Origin of the sequence: Mesorhizobium shonense, from assembly GCF_040545255.1 — a bacterium.
In the GTDB taxonomy this organism is placed as follows: Bacteria; Pseudomonadota; Alphaproteobacteria; order Rhizobiales; family Rhizobiaceae; genus Mesorhizobium; species Mesorhizobium shonense.
Map to the genome: position 1 here is coordinate 295,329 of NZ_JBEPLM010000001.1, position 21,607 is coordinate 316,935.

21 protein-coding genes are annotated in these 21,607 nt (G+C 63.9%); 13 read left to right on the plus strand and 8 right to left on the minus strand.

Annotation, left to right across the window (positions count from 1 at the left end; all coding sequences use genetic code 11):
• Positions 1–43: 43 nt before the first annotated feature.
• A complete protein-coding gene (locus ABID26_RS01735; protein WP_354413478.1) occupies positions 44–466 on the minus strand; it encodes a VOC family protein in 423 nt (140 codons plus the stop codon).
• 177 nt (positions 467–643) lie between these two features.
• Between ABID26_RS01735 and ABID26_RS01740 the strand changes: the two genes are divergently transcribed.
• Positions 644–1,399: a helix-turn-helix domain-containing protein gene (locus ABID26_RS01740; protein ID WP_292300203.1), complete on the plus strand. Its 756-nt coding sequence runs from the start codon at positions 644–646 to the stop codon at positions 1,397–1,399.
• 13 nt (positions 1,400–1,412) lie between these two features.
• On the opposite strand, the gene ABID26_RS01745 is transcribed toward ABID26_RS01740, so the two are convergent.
• The 3 genes from ABID26_RS01745 to ABID26_RS01755 are packed head-to-tail and all read right to left on the minus strand — an operon-like array spanning position 1,413 to position 3,552.
• Positions 1,413–2,261 (minus strand): 23S rRNA (adenine(2030)-N(6))-methyltransferase RlmJ, encoded by an 849-nt coding sequence (locus ABID26_RS01745; RefSeq protein WP_292371530.1) that lies wholly within the window; start codon positions 2,259–2,261, stop codon positions 1,413–1,415.
• Between the two features lie 7 nt (positions 2,262–2,268).
• Complete coding sequence (locus tag ABID26_RS01750; protein WP_292300200.1) at positions 2,269–2,892, minus strand: hypothetical protein; 624 nt, start codon at positions 2,890–2,892, stop codon at positions 2,269–2,271.
• 12 nt (positions 2,893–2,904) lie between these two features.
• The gene (locus ABID26_RS01755; protein ID WP_292300199.1) at positions 2,905–3,552 is read right to left on the minus strand and encodes a TetR/AcrR family transcriptional regulator; all 648 of its coding nucleotides are present in this window, start codon (positions 3,550–3,552) and stop codon (positions 2,905–2,907) included.
• Between the two features lie 136 nt (positions 3,553–3,688).
• Here ABID26_RS01755 and ABID26_RS01760 point away from each other — a divergent pair, with 136 nt between their 5' ends.
• The 4 genes from ABID26_RS01760 (at position 3,689) to galE (ending at position 7,523) form a co-directional block, all read left to right on the plus strand.
• Positions 3,689–4,159 (plus strand): carboxymuconolactone decarboxylase family protein, encoded by a 471-nt coding sequence (locus tag ABID26_RS01760; protein WP_292300197.1) that lies wholly within the window; start codon positions 3,689–3,691, stop codon positions 4,157–4,159.
• A gap of 283 nt (positions 4,160–4,442) precedes the next feature.
• On the plus strand, positions 4,443–4,793 hold the full coding sequence (locus ABID26_RS01765; protein ID WP_292371532.1) for a hypothetical protein: 351 nt from the start codon (positions 4,443–4,445) through the stop codon (positions 4,791–4,793).
• A gap of 535 nt (positions 4,794–5,328) precedes the next feature.
• Complete coding sequence (locus ABID26_RS01770) at positions 5,329–6,390, plus strand: UDP-glucuronic acid decarboxylase family protein (RefSeq protein ID WP_126101108.1); 1,062 nt, start codon at positions 5,329–5,331, stop codon at positions 6,388–6,390.
• A complete protein-coding gene (galE, locus tag ABID26_RS01775; protein WP_354413485.1) occupies positions 6,387–7,523 on the plus strand; it encodes a UDP-glucose 4-epimerase GalE in 1,137 nt (378 codons plus the stop codon). The genes ABID26_RS01770 and galE overlap by 4 nt, the downstream gene beginning before the upstream one ends.
• Before the next feature lie 175 nt (positions 7,524–7,698).
• Here the strand turns inward: galE and ABID26_RS01780 are convergent, their stop codons facing one another.
• Complete coding sequence (locus ABID26_RS01780) at positions 7,699–8,295, minus strand: DUF995 domain-containing protein (RefSeq protein ID WP_354413487.1); 597 nt, start codon at positions 8,293–8,295, stop codon at positions 7,699–7,701.
• Between the two features lie 295 nt (positions 8,296–8,590).
• Between ABID26_RS01780 and ABID26_RS01785 the strand changes: the two genes are divergently transcribed.
• The 4 genes from ABID26_RS01785 (at position 8,591) to ABID26_RS01800 (ending at position 13,349) form a co-directional block, all read left to right on the plus strand.
• A complete protein-coding gene (locus tag ABID26_RS01785; protein WP_354413489.1) occupies positions 8,591–10,204 on the plus strand; it encodes an ArnT family glycosyltransferase in 1,614 nt (537 codons plus the stop codon).
• 127 nt (positions 10,205–10,331) lie between these two features.
• The gene (locus ABID26_RS01790; protein WP_354413492.1) at positions 10,332–11,249 is read left to right on the plus strand and encodes a lysylphosphatidylglycerol synthase domain-containing protein; all 918 of its coding nucleotides are present in this window, start codon (positions 10,332–10,334) and stop codon (positions 11,247–11,249) included.
• 5 nt (positions 11,250–11,254) lie between these two features.
• Complete coding sequence (locus tag ABID26_RS01795) at positions 11,255–12,331, plus strand: glycosyltransferase family 2 protein (RefSeq protein WP_354413495.1); 1,077 nt, start codon at positions 11,255–11,257, stop codon at positions 12,329–12,331.
• A 34-nt stretch (positions 12,332–12,365) separates the two neighbouring features.
• Positions 12,366–13,349, plus strand: coding sequence for an SDR family NAD(P)-dependent oxidoreductase (locus ABID26_RS01800; protein ID WP_354413497.1), 984 nt, complete (start codon positions 12,366–12,368; stop codon positions 13,347–13,349).
• 88 nt (positions 13,350–13,437) lie between these two features.
• Here the strand turns inward: ABID26_RS01800 and ABID26_RS01805 are convergent, their stop codons facing one another.
• Entirely contained in the window at positions 13,438–13,845 is a 408-nt protein-coding gene (locus tag ABID26_RS01805; RefSeq protein ID WP_354413500.1) for a hypothetical protein, read from the minus strand.
• Positions 13,846–14,122: 277 nt separating this feature from the next.
• Positions 14,123–16,003, minus strand: a complete 1,881-nt coding sequence (locus tag ABID26_RS01810; protein ID WP_354413503.1) for a glycosyltransferase family 2 protein — start codon at positions 16,001–16,003, stop codon at positions 14,123–14,125.
• Between the two features lie 562 nt (positions 16,004–16,565).
• Here ABID26_RS01810 and ABID26_RS01815 point away from each other — a divergent pair.
• Together ABID26_RS01815 and ABID26_RS01820 are read left to right on the plus strand one after the other, a co-directional pair.
• Positions 16,566–17,477 carry a glycoside hydrolase family 26 protein gene (locus ABID26_RS01815; RefSeq protein WP_126101116.1) on the plus strand — a complete coding sequence of 304 codons (912 nt, stop codon included), beginning with the start codon at positions 16,566–16,568 and terminating at the stop codon, positions 17,475–17,477.
• Between the two features lie 207 nt (positions 17,478–17,684).
• A complete protein-coding gene (locus ABID26_RS01820; protein WP_354413505.1) occupies positions 17,685–18,110 on the plus strand; it encodes a DUF995 domain-containing protein in 426 nt (141 codons plus the stop codon).
• A gap of 28 nt (positions 18,111–18,138) precedes the next feature.
• Here ABID26_RS01820 and ABID26_RS01825 read toward each other — a convergent pair whose 3' ends face one another.
• The gene (locus ABID26_RS01825) at positions 18,139–18,966 is read right to left on the minus strand and encodes an AraC family transcriptional regulator (RefSeq protein WP_354413508.1); all 828 of its coding nucleotides are present in this window, start codon (positions 18,964–18,966) and stop codon (positions 18,139–18,141) included.
• A 100-nt stretch (positions 18,967–19,066) separates the two neighbouring features.
• Here ABID26_RS01825 and ABID26_RS01830 point away from each other — a divergent pair, with 100 nt between their 5' ends.
• Both ABID26_RS01830 and ABID26_RS01835 read left to right on the plus strand, forming a co-directional pair.
• Positions 19,067–20,245: an amidohydrolase gene (locus tag ABID26_RS01830; RefSeq protein WP_354413510.1), complete on the plus strand. Its 1,179-nt coding sequence runs from the start codon at positions 19,067–19,069 to the stop codon at positions 20,243–20,245.
• Positions 20,246–20,309: 64 nt separating this feature from the next.
• The gene (locus tag ABID26_RS01835; RefSeq protein ID WP_292300177.1) at positions 20,310–21,470 is read left to right on the plus strand and encodes an ATP-grasp domain-containing protein; all 1,161 of its coding nucleotides are present in this window, start codon (positions 20,310–20,312) and stop codon (positions 21,468–21,470) included.
• Positions 21,471–21,607: the final 137 nt, after the last annotated feature.

The following is a 21,607-nucleotide window of genomic DNA, read 5'->3' on the forward strand; positions in this document are numbered from 1 at the left end:
ACGCCAGCAGATGGCCACCGGAGTAGAATTTCCAAACGGTCTCTCAGTCCTTGGGGATGAAAGCGGGGTTGTAGACGACTTCCCAAAGATGATCGTCCGGGTCCTGGAAATAGCTGGCATAGCCGCCCCAGAAGGTTTTCTGCGCCGGCTTGACCACGCGCGCGCCGGCCTTGACGGCCTCGGCCATCACGGCGTCGACCTCGGCTTCGCTCGCCACATTGTGGCCGATGGTGAGTTCGGTCGGGCTGCGGCCGCTTTGCGGCACCGTGGCGTCGTGGGCGATGCTCGAGCGCTCGAAGATGGCGAACTTCAAGCCGCCGGCAAGCTCGAAAAAGGCGACGGCGCCGTGCTCGAACTCGCGGCCGATGATGCCTTCGGTCGGCAGGCCGAGACCGTCGCGGTAGAATTCAAGCGATGCTTCGAGATCGTCGACGCCAAGCGTGAGGACGGTGATGCGAGCTTTCATTTCTCTCACTCCTTTCTATATTCGTGACCACATCCGGGGGACGAATGCGGTCTGATGGAAGCGCCTGAAGCGCCCTGAAGTTGCATTCGTTTTGCCACGGATGAGGCGGCCGGCATTGAAGATTTCGGCCAAAATGGCCGACGCGTCGATCCGCCGCCGGAGCAGATCGGAGAAAGCATGGAAGCGGTACTGGCCCAGTCCACCGGCTTCTTTCAGCAGAGGCCAGCAGCCGCGGGCCTGGCCAGCGCCTTTTCCGCCGTCTGGGTCCATCGCATGCAGGATGAGGACGTCCCGCCGATCGTCATCACGCCGGACGCGACCATCGACCTGCAATGGATCGACGGCCGGTTCCGCATCGCCGGGCCGGATAAGGAGCCGCAGATCGAGAGGCCGCCGGCCGGGTCGGTGATCGTCGGCTTCCGCTTCCGGCCGGGAGCCGCCGCCGGCTGGCTCGGGGTGCCGGCCGGCGAGATCGTCGGCGGGCGGCTCGACCTCGGCGAGCTCTGGGGCACGCGCGCCCGGGAGTTGTCGGATCGTATCAAGGCCGCGCCAAATCTCGCCGGCATGATGCGGCAATTGGAAGAGACAGTCGGCATGCGTACGGAAGGGCATGACGCGCTCGATCCGCTGATGGGCAGAGCCTACGACGTCATCGACGAGGGTCTGCCGCCGGAAACGCCGCTGGTTCCCTTCCTGCAGCGCCATCTGCATTTGAGCGAACGGACGCTGCGCCGGCGTTTTGAGGACGCCTTCGGCTATGGCCCGAAGACGCTCGACCGCATCCTGCGCTTTCACCGCTACCGGCGCTTGCGCGAGAAGGCTGGCGACGCCTCGATCGCGGTGCTCGCGATCGAGGCCGGCTATGCCGACCAGGCGCATCTGATCCGCGAGAGCCGGCGGCTGACCGGTGTGACGCCGTCGGCGCTGGCGTAAGAGAACGCCGGCGCTACTCGCCAGCCAGCCAATCGACCGTCCAACGCGACGGCTGCTCCGCCGCAAGCAGCCGGTGCAGAGCCGGGAGCATTATCCGCAATTCGCCTTCCAGCGTGAAGGGCGGATTGACGACGACCAGGCCGCTGCCGTCGAGGCTGGGCTCGTTCGAGGCCGGTCGGATCTCGAAGCCGATGTCGAGCAGCTTTGGAATGCCCGTCTCCTTCAGCGCCGCGCGGAAAGCGGCGACCGCCTTGCGATCCTTGACCGGATACCAGAGCGCATAGATGCCGCCCGGCCAGCGCCGGTGCGCGCGGCGCAGATTCTCGACGAGACGCGGGAACTCGCCCTCTTCCTCGAAGGGCGGGTCGACGAGGACCAGGCCACGCTTCTCCTTCGGCGGCAGATGGGCACCAAGCGCCAGCCAGCCGTCGAGCTCGATCACTCGCGTCTGGAAATCGCCTGCGAAAACGGCTTTTAGCCGAGCCGCGTCCTCGGGATGCAATTCGATCGCCGTCAGTCGGTCCTGCTTGCGCAGGAGGTGGCGCACGATCAGCGGCGAGCCGGGATAGCGACGAAGGCCGCCGTCGGGATTTTCGGCGCGCACCGCTTGCAGATAGGGCTGAAGGAGCGCTGCCGCCCGAGGCTCGAGCGTGGCCTCGAACAGCCGGCCGACGCCGCCCTGCCATTCTCCGGTCTTACCGGCCTCCACCGAGGCAAGGTCGTAGCGGCCGATGCCGGCGTGGGTATCGATGACGCGGAAGGCCTTGTCCTTCTGCTTGAGATATTCGACCAGGCGGCAGAGCACGGCGTGCTTGACGACGTCGGCGAAATTGCCGGCGTGATAGGCGTGGCGATAATTCATGCCGCCCTCACCTCTGCGAACCGCCGCGGCCCCAGCGCGGCGGTGGCGGCTGCGCGTTGGGATTCTGCGGCGGCTTGCCACCACGCCCGAAGACCAGCCAGAGCACCAGCCCGACCAGGCCGATGCCCATCAGCGCATAGCCGGCCGGCTGCGCCCGTTCATCGATCGAACCGGTTCCTGCGCGCAAGATCAGATCGACGGCGCGCATGTCGATGCCGTCGGCATCGCCCGGACCGATGGTGAAGACGTAAGGTCCCGGCGCGACGGTTTCGATCACACCAGCCTCGTCGCGAAAGATCTTATCGGGCAGTTGCGGGCTCACCTGGCGCGGATTGTCGGTGTGGCTGAAGGACAGCGTCGAAGCGAGCGCCGTGCGGCCGCCGCTTGCCGCGGTCAGCGTCAACACCGTGCGCTGCTGCGAGGCGACGCGTTCGGCCCGCGCGGTGAGGTCGACCAGCACCCGGACCGGCGCGTCGCTTGCCACGAGCCGCACCGTCACCGGCCGGAAGCGGCCGCCTTCATAGACGCGATAAGTGCCGATCGCGTGGCCGGAGAAATTGCTCATCGCCCAAGGATAGAAGACGCCGATCGCGGCGCCGGCGATGAGAATAAGTACCGAGAGGAAGCGCATCGAAAGTCCTGGTTATTTCTTCGTCCGACCGCGATCGCCGCTACCTTGCGCGGTTTCGCTTCCGGCAGCTTCGCGGACCCGCTCCATCTCGTCCAGAAACATCTCCAGGCCAAGCTCAAAAGTCTTGTCGAAGCCGGCTGCGCCAAAATAGGCGCCGGCGGCCACGACGCTGGGATAGTCGCGCGCCAGATCCTCGTCGCTGACGGTGGTGACCGCCGAAGGCCCCTTGGCATAGCCGGCGGTCTCATCGAGGATCGCGCCCATCAGATAGTAGCCGGCTGCGCGGAACAGGCGGGCGCTGAGCTCTGGTCCGAAACCGCCATCCTCGAACAGGCCGATGATTGCATTCAGCTTGGCAAGGCAGGGCGGCGAGTTCATGCGGTAGACCACGATGAACGGCGCGAATGCCGGATGCTCGGTCGCCACACGCCGGAACTCCTGCATACCGATACGGGCTCGCTCGCGCCAGGGCAGGCTGTTGTCGGGGATCACGAGCCCGCTCATCTGGCGATCGACCAGCGCCTCGTAGAGATGCGCCTGCGAGGGGAAGTGATGGTAGATGCTCATCGCCTCGCAGCCGAGCCTGGCGGCGAGCTTGCGCATCGAAAAGCCGGATAGCCCTTCCCTTTCGATCACCTCGAAGGCGGCGTCCTCAATCATCTCGCGGGACAGTTTTCCGCGGGTTCCTATTTTTTTGCTTGGTGAGTCCATGGCGCCGCTTGACAACTTACACTGTAAGGTTCATTTTCCACTTCACCTTACACCGTAAGGCTAGCAAAAACCAGAGGAGAACATCGTGTCAGTCATTCGCATCGTCGCAAATGTGAATTCCTGCCTGCGTTCCGCATCGCTGCTCGCCGCCATCGTGCTCACCGCGACCTTAACCGCGGCGCCGGCCAGCGCCGACGACTACGACGCCGCCATCAAGGACATCCAATCGACCATCGGCGGCGTGCCCGGCTTCCTGAAACAGTTCCCGAAAGCCGGTCTGCCCGGCGCGTGGGCCGAGGTCAAGGCCATCGAGCTCAGCGACAAGACGGCGCTGTCGCCTAAGGTGAAGTCGCTGATCTCGCTCGCTGTCGCAGCGCAAATCCCCTGCAGCTACTGCATCTGGTCGGACACCGAGAACGCCAAACGCGCCGGCGCCACCGACGAGGAGATCCAGGAGGCCGTCGCCATGGCCGCCTTGACCCGCCACTGGAGCACCATCTTCAACGGCATGCAGGTCGATCTCGCCCAGTTCAAGAAGGAGATGGGCGGAGAGTGAACTCCGCCACGGCGTATGCCTGAACCAAAGGCATGGCCTGCAGCTTCGCAGGCCGTGCGTTTGTCGTGAGCGCGACGATCTTCAGCCATTCCTCCTGACAACCGGCAGATGTGATGGCCCACCCGCGCCCCTTCGGCACTTCCGCCGAGCAATCAAAATCCAGGCACGCGTTAAACAGCTATCGCTAAATTAACCAAGTTTGCCATAATGTGCACAGGGTGGGCTGCTAGCCAGCGATTCGGATACAAGGGGCCCCATACGCCTAAGAGGATTTTTGATACTCATGGCTCACAAGAAACAAACCGCGCATTCAACTGGCAAATTTTTTTTCGTTTCAAGCAAAATTTTTTATAGTTCCTTGATTTTCAGCACGGTTCTAGCGGTTTCCGGCTGCCAATATTTCAATTTCGGACAACCGACCGCATTCAGCGCGTCGCAGAGCGGCAGCGCCGCCTTAGTCAACTTGAAACCAAATCGAGTTGCGCAGACAAGAACAGTTCCTGCCCCGATTACCAGCGTGAGCGTCAATCCCTATTTCGGAAACGCCGCGCATATCTGCAGCCCAAGCGGCTTCGGACAGCAGTCCCATTGCTTCCTCAGAGGTCCTGGACCGCTTTCGGTGCAGAACATCTGACATTCGATCCAGTCATCCGAATAAAACCGAACGCGCGGGGCGCGCCTGCCCCCAATCTCCTTTTCACGCTATGCTTGGAGATGCCGGCGGCACCCGCAAGAGTCCTCGCCGCTGACGCTGGCAGGCCGGTTCGGCGCGTCGTTTCATTACCCGGCCCCTGCCAACACGATCACAGTACTTTTGGACCGACGGCAGATCCGGTCCCCGGGCGTTATGATTAACCAATCGCTAACAGGCAAGGTTAACGAAACGCTAATTTAGTTGACTATGCTGTCCACAGGTATATTTTTATATGCGTTGGGTGTGCAATTTGGGCGAGCAGTCCGCGGTGGTGGCAACCATATTCGTGGATCGCGACTTAGGGGCGAAGGGACGCTGAGCGGCAGCAAATAGCCGCACGGCAAGAGCTCCGCGAACTCAGACAAACACTTCGGTCAATGGCGGTTCCGCGCATGCGGAACGCCGCCATGATTTCACCTGGTCGGGCAACGCTGTTGTCCTGGCCGGAGCGATAGTGTGTGTGCGTGAGGGAGCCATGAGTAGGGTTGCCAAGGTCTTGAAGCTGGACGGCGGGCCAGGTCGCAGGGGTATCGATCGTGGTCGCGCTCTGGTCGCTGGCGGAGCGGGTTTCCTGGGCTCGCATTTGTGCGAAAGGCTGCTCGCCGACGGCTATGAAGTCATCGCGCTGGACAATTTCCACACCGGCAAAAGATACAATCTTGCAGGCATAGCGCGCGACGCCTCCTTCACCTGCGTCAAGCATGACATCATCGACGACCTGCCGGCGGACTTCACTGTCAACGAGATCTACAACCTCGCCTGCCCCGCCTCTCCGCCTCACTACCAAGCCGATCCGATCCACACCTTCAAGACGAGCGTGCTGGGCTCCATCAGTCTTCTGGAGCTCGCCAGGCGCCATAACGCCAAGATCTTCCAAGCCTCGACCTCGGAAGTCTATGGCGATCCGCTGGTGCATCCGCAGCCGGAAGGGTACTTCGGCAACGTCAACACGCACGGCCCGCGCTCGTGCTACGACGAGGGCAAGCGCTCGGCCGAGACACTGTTCTTCGATTACTCGCGGACATACGGCATCGATGTCCGCGTCGCGCGCATCTTCAATACCTATGGCCCGCGCATGCAGCCCGACGACGGCCGCGTGGTATCGAACTTCATCGTCCAGGCGCTGCGCGGCGACGATATCACCGTCTATGGCAGCGGCACGCAGACGCGCTCCTTCTGCTTCGTCAACGACCTGATCGAAGGCTTCGTGCGGCTGATGAACGCCGCGGCGGCGCCGCAGCACCCGGTCAATCTCGGCAATCCCGTCGAGTTCACCATCATGGAATTGGCCGAGTTGGTCATCGACTATACGAATTCACGCTCGCACATCGTGCACAGGCCACTGCCGGTCGACGACCCCAGGCAGCGCAAGCCCGATATCTCCTTTGCCCGGCAACACCTCGGCTGGGAACCGAAGGTCGCGCTGAGCGAAGGGCTCGCCCATACCACGGCCTATTTCGACGCTTTGCTGGGCTGCCGAAGGTTCGTCGTCCCGCAAGCCGTCCAGGCGTCCTCTGTCAGGGAGGCAACGGCATGACGACCCGCCGCCCGGTTCTGGTGACGGGTGGCGCCGGCTTCATCGGCAGCCATACTTGCAAGCTGCTGTCGGCGGCGGGCTACTTGCCCGTGGTCTACGACAATTTAGGCCGCGGCAACCGGAAGGCCGTCGCTTGGGGGCCGCTGGTCGTCGGCGACATCCGCGACCGCGAAGCGCTGCAGCGGGCGATCGGCACTTACAAGCCGCTGGCGGTCATCCACTTCGCTGCCCTTGCCTATGTCGGCGAGTCGGTCAGCGAGCCGGCGGAGTATTACGCGACCAATGTCGGCGGCACGATCGCGGTGCTGGACGCGGCGCGGACAAACGGCATCGACAAGGTGATCTTTTCCTCGAGCTGCGCAACCTACGGCGTGCCGGAGGCGCTGCCGGTCAGCGAGACTTCGCCGCAGAAGCCGATCAGCCCCTATGGCCGCAGCAAGCTGATGGGCGAAGAAATCATCAGGGACTACGCCGCAGCCTATGGGATGAAATACGCGATCCTCCGCTACTTCAACGCCTGCGGCGCCGACCCCGAGGGTGAGCTCGGCGAGTGGCATACGCCCGAAACCCATCTCATTCCCCGTGTGCTGATGGCGGCGTCGGGCATGATCGAGGCGATAGAGATCTTCGGCACCGACTACGAGACGGCGGACGGCACCTGCGTGCGCGACTACATCCATGTCAGCGATCTCGCCCGCGCGCATCTCAAGGCATTGATGCATCTCGAGGTCGGCGGCGACAGCCTGTCCGTCAATCTCGGCACCGGCCAAGGCATCTCGATCCAGGAAATCCTCGAGGCGGTCGGGCGCATCACGTCGCGCCCGGTGCCGGTTGCTTACAAGCCGCGCCGGCCCGGCGACCCGGCCGGGCTTTTCGCCGATCCCAGCCTGGCGCGCGAGCGACTGGGCTTCATGGCGGAGAATTCCGACATCGACACCATCGTCAGGACGGCCGCGCCCTTCTTCGGGCTTGCCGCGGCCTCGATGCCGAAAGCTTTTGGCGCAACCTCCACCGTTTCACGCGTAAAGCGCGCGTCGAGCGGCGCGAAGACAACGAAAAAACGCCAGCCCGCAAGGCTGGCAGTCGTCCCTGTGAGTACTGTGTCGGGGCGCGGGCTCGCTGAGCTTGGTTGAGGGCTTGTCTCAGCGAGCCTCTTCTATCCGGGCGGAAGGCTGTTGGAGCGGTTCAGCTTTCAATGGAAATTGCCGGCTCGCCCGAAGCATGTGTTCTTGGGCAAGTCCCGCTCCAAAGCGCGTCGCGCTGAAACGGATCCAGGCGACGCGCTTCAGGGTTTTTGAGCGACATGCATCAACTCTTGCTGTCGACCAGCTTGCGGGTCTCGTCGAACTGCGTGCCCTTGGTGTTGCCGGCCTCGAATTTTTTATGCTCGTCGGCGGGATCGTCCTTGGCGTGCTTGAAATCGTACCACTCGCCGTCCGGGTCCTTGCGCTGCTCGATGTTGCCGCTTTCGATGCGGTGGCTGTAGCAGGTGCGTTGCGGCTTGGTGGTGTAGGTCTTGGACCTCCAGGCAAGTTCCATGCACATCTTGCCGGTGTCGGTCACCAGCCACCGGCCTTCGGCGACGGCGGGCTTATCCTCACCGGCCGTCCAGGCATGCAGTCGCCTGTCCAGCCCGAAATAGGCGGCACCATTCTTCCAGTTCCAGGTGCGGTCGGCATAGAGAAGCTGCAACTCGAACGCCGTCGGCGCGGCTTCGGGCTTGGCGGCGGCCTCGACAGCCGCGCTGTTCTTCGCCGCGGCGGCATCGGCGGCGCCTGCAAACGCGAGCTGGCCGCAGGCCATCAGGAGCGCCACGACACAGCCGCGCGCCGGATGCCGGCGGACGCTCATGCCGGGCTTGGATGGAAAAGCAGCCTGGTCTGTCGTGTCGATGAGCAAGCGCATGTCGATAGCCCCCACCTCGACCCTATCACGGTCGGGTCGAGTAACCATGGTTTGGAAGATTTTCTTCGGGGCTTTCCGCGGTCCGTCGCAAGCCCGGGCCCGTCAGCCCGGCGCGGCGCGATCAGCGCCCTTGAAACCATTAACGGCCGCGCGAGGCGCCATGTCAACCGAGTCCAAGTCTAAGCATCGCAACAAGCTGTTATTTAACCACGGCTATTACAATCTTGTGATACTGTGACGGTGTTTGGCAATTGCGCTGCGCCAGAGTAGCTTGGGTGGGAAGGGGCGGCTCCAGATGACAGGCAACACGGAAACGGCCGACGTCCAGGGCGTGGCGTTGCCCGTCCGGCAAGCAGCGGCCGGCATCCGTATCAATCTCCATACGCTGATTTTGCTGGCCATCCTGCTGGTGGCGGCAATCGCCCGGTTTCACAACATCACCCAGCCGCTTGTCGACGCTTTCAGCTGGCGTGAGACAAGCACTGCCATGATGGCCGACAATTTCCAGCAGCGCAGCTGGAACATCTTCTTTCCCGAAGTGAGCTGGACCGGCCCCGGGCCGAGCTATCAGGGGCGGGAATTCCAGATCGTCAGCTATCTCACCGCCCTGCTCTATCAGCTCTTCGGCTGGCACGACTGGTTCGGACGGATGATCGCGGCGGCGTTCGGCATGGTGACGGTGTTTTCCCTGCACCGGTTGACCGCGCTCTGCTGGGACGAGGCGCATGCCCACGCGGCGGCGCTCGCCTATGCGCTGATGCCCGGTCCGGCGATGATCGACAGCTCGTTCCTGCCCGACCCCTCGATGCTGGCGCTGGTGACGCTTGGCGTGTGGGTGTTCGCGAAATACTGGACCGGCGGCAACGCATGGCTGCTGCCGCTGGCGACGCTCAGCTTCACGCTGGGCGCACTCGCGAAGCCGCCCGGACTCGCTGCCGGCGCGATCATCTTCTACCTGATGGTCTGCTGGATCGTTGCCGGGAAAAGAAGGCATGCGGCCAGGGTGTTCGCGGCTGGGCTGCTGAGCCTCGCCATCATCGCCGCTTATTTCAGCTGGGCGATCTATCTCGGCCGCTCCTACCCGCCGTATCATGTGGCGGGCAGCGGCTATATCTGGGATTCCGGCTTCTCAACATTCTTCAAGAACAGTTTCTACCTGAAGTCCGTCTGGAACACCTCGGTCTGGTGGTTCTACGGCTATCCGTTCATGGCGCTGATCGCCGTCGGATTCTGGATGCCGCCGAAGCCTGCCGAGACCAGCGAGCGAGCTCTTTCGGCCATTCCCTATGTATGGCTCGCGGCGGCAGCGGTCGTCTATATCGCCGCGGCGCGCGAGATCACCAGCAATCCATGGAATTACCACATCTTCAATGTACCGTTGGCGATGTTCTGCGGTCGCGGCGCGCTGGTGCTGGCGACGCTCGGCACCGGAACGGCGCTCACCCCCGCCGTCATGCTGCGCTCGGCCTTCATCGCGGCGCTGGCCCTGGCGCTTTCGACCGTTCCTCTGCTCAAGACGATGAAGGCGCCGATCGCCATGAACGGCAAGCTGCTCGGTGAGGAATTGGCGCGCCTCGTCCAGCCCGGCGAGCTTGTCGTCGCCATCGCGCCGGAGGCCGGCGACCCCGTCGCGATCTATTACAGCCGGGTCCGCGGCTGGGTATTCCCGCCCGGCGGCGGCGATGTCGAATGGTCGAAATTCGCCGAGGACGACGCCACCGCGATCGCCCAGCTCGAGGATCTGCGCACCCAGGGCGCGGACTATTTCGGCACCGCCAAGAACGCCGCCGACAAACGGGACCGTCTGTTCGTCGAACATCATGACGGGGTGGTCGACTACCTCGACAAGACCGCAACCAAGCTTGTGGATTCGGACAAGCTGCTGGTCTATAGGATCACCCGCCCGTGAGGGAGCGGCGCCTGTCGAGGCCGGCCATGGCCTTTCGGCGGCAAACGGCAGTCGGCGGACGGCCGCGTACCGATGAACGTTGCGTCCGCAGCCGCTGACGCGGCAACGGAAGCCGGCGGAGAACTGGTTGAAAAAAGCATTCTCGATAATCGTCACCCTGGCGCTGCTGGCATGGCTTGCCGGCGACTCGCGCTGGAAGATGGTGGGCGACGCCTTCGCCAGCGTCACGCCGGGCGCCTTCGCGGCGGTGACGCTTTCGCTGTTCGTCACCTATGTGCTGCGCGCGCTGCGCGTCTGCGACGAATTCCGCGACGAGGTGAACGGCCGCTTTGGCGCCTGCCTGCGCGTCATCCTGATCCACAACGCCATGATCAACGTGGTGCCGTTCCGCGGTGGCGAAACCGCCTTCCCGCTGCTTCTGCGCCAGGTGTTCGGCATCTCGATCGTGCGCGCCGGCGCTTCGCTTCTGTGGTTCAGGCTGCAGGACGCCTTCGTCGTCGGCGTGCTTGCCTGCCTGGTGTGGCCCGGCCTTCATCCGGCGCTCAGGGCCGCGGGCATCGCGGCACTGATAGCGGTTGCCTGGTATCTGCCGCGCTGGGCGCGCGCGCCGCATGACTGGGCCGGACGCGGCAAGATCGTTTCGAAGCTCGGCAAGCTGCGCGACATCTTCACCGAGGCGACCGGGCGCTCCCGCTACGGCTGGTGGTGGACGGTCGCCAACTGGACGCTGAAGCTTGCCGTGCAGGGATGGCTGCTCGCCATGCTGCTCGGCACCTCCTTCCAGACCGCCTTTCCCGGCGCTGTCGGAGCCGAGGCCGCCGCCATCCTGCCGGTGCAGGGCGTCGCCGGTTTCGGCACCTATGAGGCGGGCGCCGCGGCGGCGCTGCTCTATTCCGGCATCGCCATGAAGGACGGCCTGCAGGCGGCGCTGGCGCTGCATCTCTTCATCCTCTGCTCGGCCGTCGCCACCGGTGCGATCGCCTGGCTGTTTCCCTCGAAATCGACGCTGCCGGAGACCCCGGCCGCGGGGCCTGCAAGGAAATGACCGCCATGGATCTGCTTCCCATCCCCCAAACGGGACTGCCCGCTGGCGCCGTCATGCCCGAGCACAAGCTGTCCATCGTCATTCCCATGTACAATGAGGCCGACAATGTCGAGCCGCTGGTCGTGCGCATCCACCAGGCGATGGAGAACTACAGCCAGCCCTGGGAAGTCGTGCTGGTGGACGACGGCAGCACCGACGCCACGCCGAATGAAATCCGCAGGCTCGCGGCCGAGTATGGTCCGCATGTGCATGGCGTGGAACTGGTGCGCAACTTCAAGCAGACCGCGGCCATGCAGGCCGGCCTCGACGCCGCCCGCGGCGACGTCATCGCGACGCTCGACGGCGACCTGCAGAACGACCCGTTCGACATTCCGCGCATGGTCTATCGCCTGCTGACCGAGGACCTCGACCTCGTCGCCGGCTGGCGCAAGAACCGCCAGGAAGGTTTCTGGATGCGCCGGCTGCCGTCACGCATCGCCAATTCGCTGATCGCGCGCGTCACCGGCGTCAAGCTGAAGGACTATGGCTGCAGCCTGAAGGTCTTCCGCGGCAGCGTCATCCGCAGCGTCCGGCTCTACGGCGAGATGCACCGCTTCATCCCGGCATGGCTGGCGACGGTGACGACGCCGCGCCGCATCGCCCAGGAGGTGGTGACGCACCACGCCCGCATCCACGGCCAGTCCAAATACGGCATCTCGCGCACCTTCCGCGTGGTGCTCGACCTCGTCTTCATGTTCTTCTTCATGCGCTATCGCACCAGGCCCGGCCATTTCTTCGGCGGCATCGGCATCGTGCTCGGCGTGCTCGGTTCGCTGGTGCTGACCTATCTGTTCAGCCTGAAGGTGTTTTTCGGACAGGACATCGGAACGCGCCCGATGCTGTTCACCGGCTTCTTCCTGGTCATCGCCGGCCTGCAGATGGTGACGTCGGGCGTGCTCGCCGAAATGCTGTCGCGCGTCTATCTCGAAGCAAATGTCTCCCTCGCCTATGTGGCACGGCCGCAGCCCGCGCATGGCGAAGGCGACGGGTGGCACTTACCGAGCCCGCCGGCAAGCAACAAGACCAGGTCACGCCGAAAATGATCCGGACCGCCCTGTTCTCGCCCGAGGTCCGCGCATGACCATCCTGGTGACAGGAGCCGCCGGCTTCATCGGCAGCCATGTCTGCCAGCGCCTGCTCGCGCGCGGCGACGACGTTGTCGGCGTCGACAGCATGAACGCCTATTACGACCCGGCCCTGAAGGCGGCACGGCTCGCCAAGCTTTCCCCCAACAAGGGATTTTCGTTCCTCCAGCTCGACATCGCCGAGCCCGGCGCGCTGGCAGCGAAGCTGAAGGGTCAAAAGTTGGGCGGCATCGCTCATCTCGGCGCCCAGGCGGGCGTGCGCTACTCACTCGAAAATCCGCGCGCCTACATCCACGCCAACATCCTCGGCCATCTCGAGGTGCTGGAGCTTTGCCGCGCGTCGCCCGAGATCAAGCATCTCGTCTATGCCTCGTCGAGCTCGGTCTATGGCGGCAATACCAAGGTGCCGTTCGCGGAGACCGACCGCGTCGACAATCCGGTGTCGATCTACGCGGCGACCAAGAAAGCCGACGAGCTGATCAGCTCGACTTATTCGCATCTCTATGGCCTGCCGCAGACCGGCCTGCGCTTCTTCACTGTTTACGGTCCCTGGGGGCGCCCGGATATGGCCGCCTGGATCTTCACCGAGGCGATGCTGGCCGGCAAGCCGATCCGCGTCTTCAATCATGGCGAGATGTGGCGCGACTTCACCTATGTCGACGACATCGTCGACGGCGTGGTTGCGGTGCTGGACCGGCCGCCGCCAGGCGACGGTCCAAGGCATCTGATCTACAATATCGGCAACAGCCAGCCGGTGCATCTCGGCCGCTTCATCGAGACGCTGGAAAGGCTGCTCGGCGTCAAGGCTATCCGCGAAGATCTGCCAATGCAGCCCGGCGAGGTCGAGAAGACCTATGCCGACACCAGCGCGCTGGAGCGCGACTTCGGCTTCAAGCCGAAAGTGTCGATCGAGGAAGGGCTGGCGAAGTTCGTCGACTGGTACCGGCAGGAATGGCGGCCGGAGGGCAAGAGGTAGCGCGCGGTCAGGCGCAAATCCTCTCGCCCCCGGCTCTCGCCCCCCGGCGACCGTTCAACGCGCCCGGCAGGCCGAGCGCAGATGTGGTTCAACGCGCCCGGCAAGCCGAGCGCTGGCCAAAGCCGCTCGGACCGCAAATCCAGGGCGAATGGCCGAGCAGCGGGCCAGCACTGCCCAGGCTGTAGGAAACCCTGGTCGGCGCCGGCGTGCGGATGCGCTGCGGCCGCACGAAAGCGGCATAAGCTTCCTCCCTCACACGCGTCACGCTGGTCATCTGCGTCAGCGGCTTGCGATGGACCCGATAGAGTTGCTTCTTCTTGACGTAATGGACCTTTTTGCCGAGCGCGTTCACCGCGGGCTTGTTGCCGCCGATCGAGCTGGTCTTGGCCGTATCCATGGTCTGGCAACCAGACACCATCGATACCAATGCAATAGCGGCAAAGGCGTGGGCATATTTTCTGCCGACCGCCGCCGCGCTTTCCAGGAATTTCTTCATTGCCGTCCCCTGCCGTGAAATATAGTTCACCAGGGCGCGAAGATATATTTCGCTCTGCTTTCTTTCGCGCCCGGCGCGAGCGGCCTTTCGCAGCTCACATCATGGCTTAATATTAGAGGAGACTTATTAAAATTCGTGCAAACGACATGATGAGCGCCGTCTTTCGGCACTCGATCGACTCTTATTAAAATTTGAGCTTTTGGCGGACAGACGGCGACCGGCCGGCAAGCGGATCGTCGGGTTCAGACTGGCTGTGTCCGATAGGGCGCTTGCGGCCTCAGCGCGGCGCGTCCCAGCCGGGGTCGAAGTAGAAATTGCGCGAGCCGATGTCGCCCATGCCGGCACCGGAAACCACATAGGCGATCCTGACGATGCGGAAGCCGCCGGCACCCTGCTGAAGGCCATAGATGCCTTCCAGTCCGCGATCGTAGAAGCCGGCGACCGGCACGCCGAGCGCGAGCAGCGCCAAGGAGGCGTGCAAGGCGAATTTGCCGGCATTGGCGCGCAGCGAGATCCTGTTTTCGGCAATGTGCTTGGCAATGATGACCACAACCAGCAGGCCGTAGAGGAAAGCATTGAAGGCGGCGAACCAATAGAAGCCGGTGGCATCGAAGGGATGCCTGACTGTGAGCACAGGCAGGGCAGCGCCGATCGCCAGGACCACATAGGGCGCGAAGGCACGCGCGGGCAAAAGGTGCTTCGGGCCGCTGCCTTTCGGGGTGACTCGGAAATCGACGAAGGACTTCGTCATATAATCGCGGACCGCCGACAGCGTCCCCCACAGCACCCAGGGCCAACGCGCGAAGAACAGGAACAGCGTGCCTTCCCAGCTCAACGTCTTCGCGGTCAGGGGTCGCGATAGGCCGAACGCCTTCAGCATCATCACCAGCCCGACCAGCGCCACCGAGTTGGGCAGGTAATAGAGGACGAAATCGGCATACATGACGTTGGCGAAGTTGCGCCCTGTGTAGAGCGCATAGATCGGCATGACGTACATCATCAGCGCGAAGAGCGCGAACAGCGGGTACCAGAGCTGGCAGAACAGGAACTGGAACTTCAGCCGCGACGTCAGCTTGTGGAAGTATTGCGGCGTGTATTCGAGAAGGATCGTCACCAGGCTGCGCGACCACTGGAATTCCTGCGTGACGAGATCGGCGAAGGTCCGCGGACCGTCGCCATGGGCAATCGCGTCGATGGCGTGAACGCCGCGCCAGCCGGCGGCATTGATCAGCATCGAGGTGGAATGATCTTCGGCTAGTTCCGGACCAAGCCCGCCGGCCTCACGCAGGGCCTTCGTCCTGACCGCGTAGTGCGAGCCGATGCAGAGCGGCGCGCCGCCGCCGGTGTGGCCGGACTGCAAGGGGCCGTGGAACATGCCTTCCGGGAACAAGCGGCCGCGCGCCGCCCAGCTTTCGCCGGCATTGTTGTCGCAGATGCTGGGCGCCGAGACGTAGCCGACGGCCGGATCGGCGAAGGGATAAAGGATTTCCCTCAGATAGGTCGGCGTCGGCACGTGGTCGGCATCCATCTGGGCGACGAAGTCGTAGCGCTCATAGCCATAGTGATCGTAGAAGAAGGCGAGATTGCCTTCCTTGCAGCGCGTCCTGCGCGGCCAGGTCTTGCGGTGATAGTCCTCGCGGCCGCGCCGTGTCGAAATCATCACGCCATGCGCATCGCACCAGCGGACCGTCTCCTCCGACGGATCCTCGTCGGCCAGCCAGGTGTCGTGCGGATAGTCCTGCGCCAGCATCGCCTCCAGCGTGCGCTGAACGACGGCGAACGGCTCGGATGGCGCCTTGGTGACCACCATGGCGACACGCGAGCGCTTGGGGACGGCATGCAGCTTCGAGGATTTCCGCGAGGCGTGGACGTTGAGCAGGAAGTACATCGGCATCAGCGTCAGCCAGGCCAGCACGATGGTGGCGAAGGCATATGGCCCGATATGCTCGACGTGTTCCGGCCGCAACCACCAGGACCAGAAGAAGATGAGCGTGACAAACCAGAAGGCGAGGCCGAGCCGAAGGATCAATTGCTGCCGGGGCGACAGAACCGGCACGAGATAAGGGCCCTTGGGGCCAGAGCCGACACGAGCCCTGCCGCGCCGGCTCGCACGCCCCTCTTTGCCGCCGACAACGCCGGCATCCAACGAAACGCTCATACCAACCCGCCGCCACTTCCGCCCTCGCCCTTGCGGCCGAAAGCGTTCACATCCCCAAGGTAGAATCAGCATCTCCTAATGGAGAGTCAACAGAATTAAGCTTGCGTTGACCAAGCTTCTTGAGAACTGGTTAACCTCATCTCTTGGGCGGACAGCCTTTTGCGGCTTGGCGCGCCACGTCGAGGGGATTCCGACGACAGCGAAGCCGACGGCCGAAGGCGCTTTTTGCAACCGTCGCGTTAACCATGCGGCCCCGATATGGTTAAGTAACGGTTAATTGCTCTTGACTCTGGGCAAGCATAGGCTCTTATATCAGGAAGGGTTAATATCGTAATGTTGACGCGAATTTGTGAGTATCGCGGCGACAGTCTCCCGGGGATTCCAAGGTATAGGCACCCGAGGGATTACTGTGATGGACGGCCTCGCGCCAAAGCTGTGCCCGTCCCAGTCGCTCAGAAAACCCGCAGTTCACGTCGGCGGACCGATTGGGTTTGCGTGCCGATCCCTATCGGCACGCTGTGGCGAGCTTCAACATCCTTCGTTGAGGCTATGGAGGTTGGGCATGAAATACCCCACAGCAACCGCACTTGTGTCGGCATTTATCGTCGGCCTTGTCCTGCCGGCGTCGGCGGGATCGCCTTTAGGAACGGATCCGGTGCAGACGAGTTCGGCCGCGTCGGCATTCGGCTCCTATGATCCCTATGGCGACTTCAGCAACGACAAATCGGCCACCATCGAGGAGCTCTTCCTGCCTTGGGAAGACGTCGATCTCTCGACGCTGCCGCTGGCTGACGCCTACGCTCTGCAGCGCGGCCGCTCGCTGCTGATCACCATCGAGCCGTGGACCTGGTCGAAGGATTGGCGCATCACGCCGCCGGAGCTGCGCAACGGCATCTTGAGCGGCAGATACGACGCCAACATGCAGGCGATCTGCAACCTGGTAGGACAGATGAAAAGCCCGGTGACGATCCGCTGGGCGCAGGAAATGGAAGACACCAACGGCCGCTTCACCTGGGCCAACTGGGCGCCGAAGGACTGGATCGCCGCCTACAAGCGCGAGGTCGATGTCTGCCGCAAGGCCGCGCCCGCGGCCAAATACATGTGGTCTCCCAAGGGAATGGACGGCCTCGAGAAGTACTATCCGGGTGACGACTATGTCGACGTCATCGGCCTGTCGGTGTTCGGCCTGCAGAAGAGGGACAACGACGAAACGGGCCGCGACCGCACCTTCGCCGAGACGCTGAAGCCCGGCTACGACCGTGTCGCGAAATTCAACAAGCCAGTGGTCGTGGCCGAGCTCGGCTATGTCGGAAAGCAGGACTATGTGACGAAGTGGGCGGAAGAAACCCGCAAGTCCTATGCGGAGTTTCCGGCCCTGACCTCAGTCGTCTACTTCAACCAGAAGGAAACGTGGCCGTGGCTGAACGGCTATGGGCTGCCCGACTGGCGGGTGACCCAGCACGTGCTGCCGTAAGACCGCAAAGATCAGCCCGTCCCGGCATCCGGGGCGGGCTCCAGCTTCAAGTTCAAAATGACAAGCTCCAAAGCACGGCCTTGGAGACGGGTGTAGGCGTGGCGTAAATCAGTAGGGGGGAATAAAATCGTGAAAAGGACGTTGGTTAATTTTGTTAGAGCAGCGCTTGCCTGCTCCGTTTTTGTTGTCGGCTCGCAGGCCCCTGCGATGGCCAAGGCCGCGAACAAGGTCGACAACCAGGCGTCAACAGCGGCCGTCCTCTCCGACGAGGGCGTCTACCAGCTTTATCAAAACCATTCGTGGCTGTGGGGCAAGAACGGCACCGCCTTCTTCGCGGTGAAGCAGCGGCAGTTCGACGCCTGGACCTCGGACAAGGGCAAGCCTGGTTATGGCGACGGCATGTGGTTCATCCCTGGCGGCGGCAAGGTCTGCTACCGGGTGACATGGCGTGGCGGGTGGGGGTCGAAGAAATCCATGACCTGCTTCGAGCATCGTCAGGCCGGCAAGGTGATCTATCAACGCAAGTTGCCGGATGGCGAGTGGTACGCATTCAAGGACCAGCACGGCAAGTCGAAGTTGCGCTGTGGCGACTATGCGAGCGGCAAGATGAAGCGCATCAAAGCGAAGCTGTAGTCCAGCGAGCACCCGCAACAGGCAGCGCTCAGGCCGCGGCGCGCCAAGCGCCGGGCGACAGGCCCTTGATCGTCTTGAACACCCGGGTCAGATGGCTCTGGTCGGTGAAGCCGGTCGCAACAGCGATCTCGGCCAGCGGCATTTCGGTCTTCATCAGCGCCGAGGCGGCGCGGATGCGGCGGTCGCGCAGATATTGGCCGGGCGTCATGCCGGCGGCGCGGTGGAAGTCGCGGATGACCTGGAAGCGGGTGACCCTGGCCGCCGCCGCCAGCTGCGCAAGGTCGAAGCCGGCCGAAAGATCGGCGGCGATCAGCTCGCCATAGAGGCGGAAGCGCCTTGCTGTCTCGCCGGCTTCCGAAGCATGGTCGCGGACCTTGCCATCGCCGAAGCGCTTGGCGAGTTTGCTGAGCACCACCAACATCGCCGCTTCCTGATCGAGCTCTCCGGCGAGGCGATGAGCACGCACGAAAGCTCGCGCCAGTTCCGGCGCCTGCACGATGCCCTCGCTGAACATCGGCAGTCCGCGCAGCTCCAGATCCTCGGCGATCTCGGCCATCAAGGCGGCGTCCGGATAGCAGGTGCGATAGGCCCAGCCGGCGGGTGCGCCCTTCTCGCCGTCATGCGGCTCTTCGGGATTGACGATGATGATCGAACCCGCCTGGGCCAGATGCTGGCGGCGGCCAATGCGCAGCTTCTCGACGCCGGCCACGACGACGCCGAAGACCCAGGTCGGGTGCGTGTGCAGCGCATAAGCGTGGTCGCGATAGCGGGCGGCGAGCATTTCGAGGCCGCCGAGGCTCTCATGCCGCGTCAGCTTTGCTGCTTCGCGTTCTCTTTGCTCGCTGGCGTCACTCATCAGGACAAGCCTTCTTCAAACCGCCCTGCCCGTCAATCCCGTTCAAGACGCGAGCCGGGAACATCGGCAACATCGCCGCAAACGAAGCGGAGATAAGACGATGCGGGAAAACGACGGGATAGCGGCGATCGTGCCCGAGGTCATCGGCTGGCGGCAGACGATCCATGCCAATCCGGAACTCGGCTTTGCCGAGCACGAGACGGCGGCTTTCGTCGCGGCGAAGCTGACGGAATTCGGCCTGACCGTCCACACCAACGTCAGCGCCACGGCGGTGGTTGGGACGCTGATCAAGGGCACGAGCGGCAAAGCGATCGCTCTGCGCGCCGAGCTCGACGCACTGCCGATCAAGGAAGTGGCCGATGTTGCCTACGCCTCACGCGAGGATGGCGTGATGCATGCCTGCGGCCATGACGGTCACACCGCGATGCTGCTCGGCGCTGCAAAACTGCTCGCCGAAAGCGAGAGCTTCGACGGGCGAGTGGTGTTCTTCTTCCAGCCGGCCGAGGAAGTGCTGGGCGGCGGCAAAAAGATGATCGAGGACGGATTGCTGAAGCGCTTTCCGGTCGAGCAGGTGTTTGCCGTCCACAACTGGCCGGATTTTCCGGAAGGCCATATCGGCGTGCGCGCCGGGCCGCAAATGGCGGCGGTCGACGATTTCGAGATCGTCTTTCGCGGCAGCGGCTGCCACGCGGCGATGCCGCATCTGGGTGACGATCCGCTGCTTGCCGCGGCAAGCTTCGTCACCGCGATCCAGCGGCTGGTTTCCCGCAGCATCGATCCGCTGTCGCCGGCCGTGCTGTCGGTGACGCAGATCCATGGCGGCCGCTTCAACAATTTCGTGCCGGGCGAGGTGAAGGTCGAAGGCACCTGCCGCTTTTATGACCGCGCGCTTTCCGACCATTGCGCGGCCGAGATCGAGCGCGTGGCGAAGGCAACGGCCGCGATGCACGGCGCCAGTGCCGAGCTCACCTACAAGCGCGGCTACCCGCCGGTGGTGAATCCGGCAAGCGGCGCGGCGCTGGCCGCGCAGGCCGGCGCGGATACGGTCGGCGCGGAACGTGTCGCGACCGAGTTCCAGCCCAGCATGGGCTGCGAGGATTTTGCTTTCCTGCTGCAGGGCGTCGGCGACGGCGCCTATGTGTGGATCGGCGCCGGCGATGTCGGCCCGGGCGCCGGACTGCATGGCGACCGCTTCGTCTTCAACGACGCCATCGTCCCGATCGGCATCCGCTTCTTCCTCAATGTCGTGCAGCGTGCTCTGCCGGTCGGCGGAAAGTAGCGCAATTGCCAAGCAAGGAGTTTTCGCGCAACGGTTCGAGCGATCGAAACGACTGCGAGACCTCATGCCGGGGGCTGACAAGACCGTGCTCATCACCGGAGCGCGCGCGCCGGTGGCGCTGCATCTGGCGCGTTTGCTCCATGGCGCCGGCCGCCGGGTGATCCTTGCCGACACGCCGGCGCGTCCGATCGCCGCCCAGAGCAAGGCCTGCGCGCGCTATCATCGCCTGCCGCCGCCGCGCTTCGAGCCGGGGGCTTATGCCGAGGCGGTGGAAGCGCTGGTCCGGGCTGAAAGCGTAGAATTGGTCATTCCGACGTGCGAGGAGGTTTTTTATCTCGCGCTGGCGTGGCACGAGCGGCCGATGCGGGCACAGCTATTCGCGCCGGGTATCGAACAGTTGGCTGAGGTGCACAACAAGCATGCCTTCGTTCGGCTGGCCGAGCGCCTCGGCCTGGCGGCGCCGGAGACCACGCTGCTCAACTCATGCGACGATCTTGAGGCGATACGCCGCCGCTCGCGCGACCTGGTGTTCAAGCCGGTCTGGTCGCGTTTCGCCAGCCATGTGCTGCTGCGTCCGACCCCGGATTTTCTCGACGCCATCGCCCCCTCTGCCGCCATGCCGTGGGTGGCGCAGCGTTTCATCGATGGCGACGAGATCAGCGCCTATGCCGTGGCGCGTGCGGGAAAACTCAAGGCGCTGGCGCTCTACCGCTCGCTCTATCGCGCCGGCAAGGGCGCCGGCATCTTCTTCGAACGAGTCGAGGATCGGGCACCGCGCGAGCTGGTCGAGCGCATCGTCGCCGGCACCGCATGGACAGGTCAGATCTCCTTCGACCTGATGCGCGAGGCGAGCGGCCGCGTGCTGCCGCTGGAGTGCAACCCGCGCGCCGTGAGCGGCCTGCATTTCTTCCGCGATCCGGCACGGTTCGCGGATGCGGTGCTTGGAGACGGGCCGCAGGTCGCGCCGGATGTCACCGCGCCGCAAACGGTGCGGCTTGCCATGTGGATCTATGGATTGCCGGCGGCGTTGCGTTCAGGCGGCCTTGCCCGCTTCCGGAAGGCGATGCGCGAGGGCCAGGAATTGCTCGACTGGCCCGGTGACCCGGCGCCGGTGAAGGCCCAGTGGCCGGCGTTGGCGGAGATCGCCGGAGTGGCCTGGCGCCAAGGAATCAGCCTGCAGGCGGCGTCGACGCGCGATATCGAGTGGAATGGACCAAATGGGTGACGTCGGCGGGACAGCACCCCCTCTGTCCTGCTGGCCATCTCCCCCGCAAGGGGGAGATGGCAGTTTCTTGCACAGCGCCTGTCCTGCAACGCTGGCGATTGGCGAAAATGCTGGCGACGGCCGATCTCCCCCCTTGC

What these genes read in the sequence shown, in the direction of transcription:
- ABID26_RS01830 (WP_354413510.1), top strand. Translation starts at nt 19,067, where the DNA reads ATGCGGGAAAACGACGGGATAGCGGCGATCGTGCCCGAGGTCATCGGC.
- galE (WP_354413485.1), top strand. Translation starts at nt 6,387, where the DNA reads ATGACGACCCGCCGCCCGGTTCTGGTGACGGGTGGCGCCGGCTTCATC.
- ABID26_RS01750 (WP_292300200.1), bottom strand. Translation starts at nt 2,892, where the DNA reads ATGCGCTTCCTCTCGGTACTTATTCTCATCGCCGGCGCCGCGATCGGC.
- ABID26_RS01740 (WP_292300203.1), top strand. Translation starts at nt 644, where the DNA reads ATGGAAGCGGTACTGGCCCAGTCCACCGGCTTCTTTCAGCAGAGGCCA.
- ABID26_RS01795 (WP_354413495.1), top strand. Translation starts at nt 11,255, where the DNA reads ATGGATCTGCTTCCCATCCCCCAAACGGGACTGCCCGCTGGCGCCGTC.
- ABID26_RS01800 (WP_354413497.1), top strand. Translation starts at nt 12,366, where the DNA reads ATGACCATCCTGGTGACAGGAGCCGCCGGCTTCATCGGCAGCCATGTC.
- ABID26_RS01745 (WP_292371530.1), bottom strand. Translation starts at nt 2,261, where the DNA reads ATGAATTATCGCCACGCCTATCACGCCGGCAATTTCGCCGACGTCGTC.
- ABID26_RS01785 (WP_354413489.1), top strand. Translation starts at nt 8,591, where the DNA reads ATGACAGGCAACACGGAAACGGCCGACGTCCAGGGCGTGGCGTTGCCC.
- ABID26_RS01735 (WP_354413478.1), bottom strand. Translation starts at nt 466, where the DNA reads ATGAAAGCTCGCATCACCGTCCTCACGCTTGGCGTCGACGATCTCGAA.
- ABID26_RS01765 (WP_292371532.1), top strand. Translation starts at nt 4,443, where the DNA reads ATGGCTCACAAGAAACAAACCGCGCATTCAACTGGCAAATTTTTTTTC.
- ABID26_RS01835 (WP_292300177.1), top strand. Translation starts at nt 20,310, where the DNA reads ATGCCGGGGGCTGACAAGACCGTGCTCATCACCGGAGCGCGCGCGCCG.
- ABID26_RS01780 (WP_354413487.1), bottom strand. Translation starts at nt 8,295, where the DNA reads ATGCGCTTGCTCATCGACACGACAGACCAGGCTGCTTTTCCATCCAAG.
- ABID26_RS01755 (WP_292300199.1), bottom strand. Translation starts at nt 3,552, where the DNA reads ATGATTGAGGACGCCGCCTTCGAGGTGATCGAAAGGGAAGGGCTATCC.
- ABID26_RS01825 (WP_354413508.1), bottom strand. Translation starts at nt 18,966, where the DNA reads ATGAGTGACGCCAGCGAGCAAAGAGAACGCGAAGCAGCAAAGCTGACG.
- ABID26_RS01805 (WP_354413500.1), bottom strand. Translation starts at nt 13,845, where the DNA reads ATGAAGAAATTCCTGGAAAGCGCGGCGGCGGTCGGCAGAAAATATGCC.
- ABID26_RS01770 (WP_126101108.1), top strand. Translation starts at nt 5,329, where the DNA reads ATGAGTAGGGTTGCCAAGGTCTTGAAGCTGGACGGCGGGCCAGGTCGC.
- ABID26_RS01815 (WP_126101116.1), top strand. Translation starts at nt 16,566, where the DNA reads ATGAAATACCCCACAGCAACCGCACTTGTGTCGGCATTTATCGTCGGC.
- ABID26_RS01820 (WP_354413505.1), top strand. Translation starts at nt 17,685, where the DNA reads ATGGCCAAGGCCGCGAACAAGGTCGACAACCAGGCGTCAACAGCGGCC.
- ABID26_RS01810 (WP_354413503.1), bottom strand. Translation starts at nt 16,003, where the DNA reads ATGAGCGTTTCGTTGGATGCCGGCGTTGTCGGCGGCAAAGAGGGGCGT.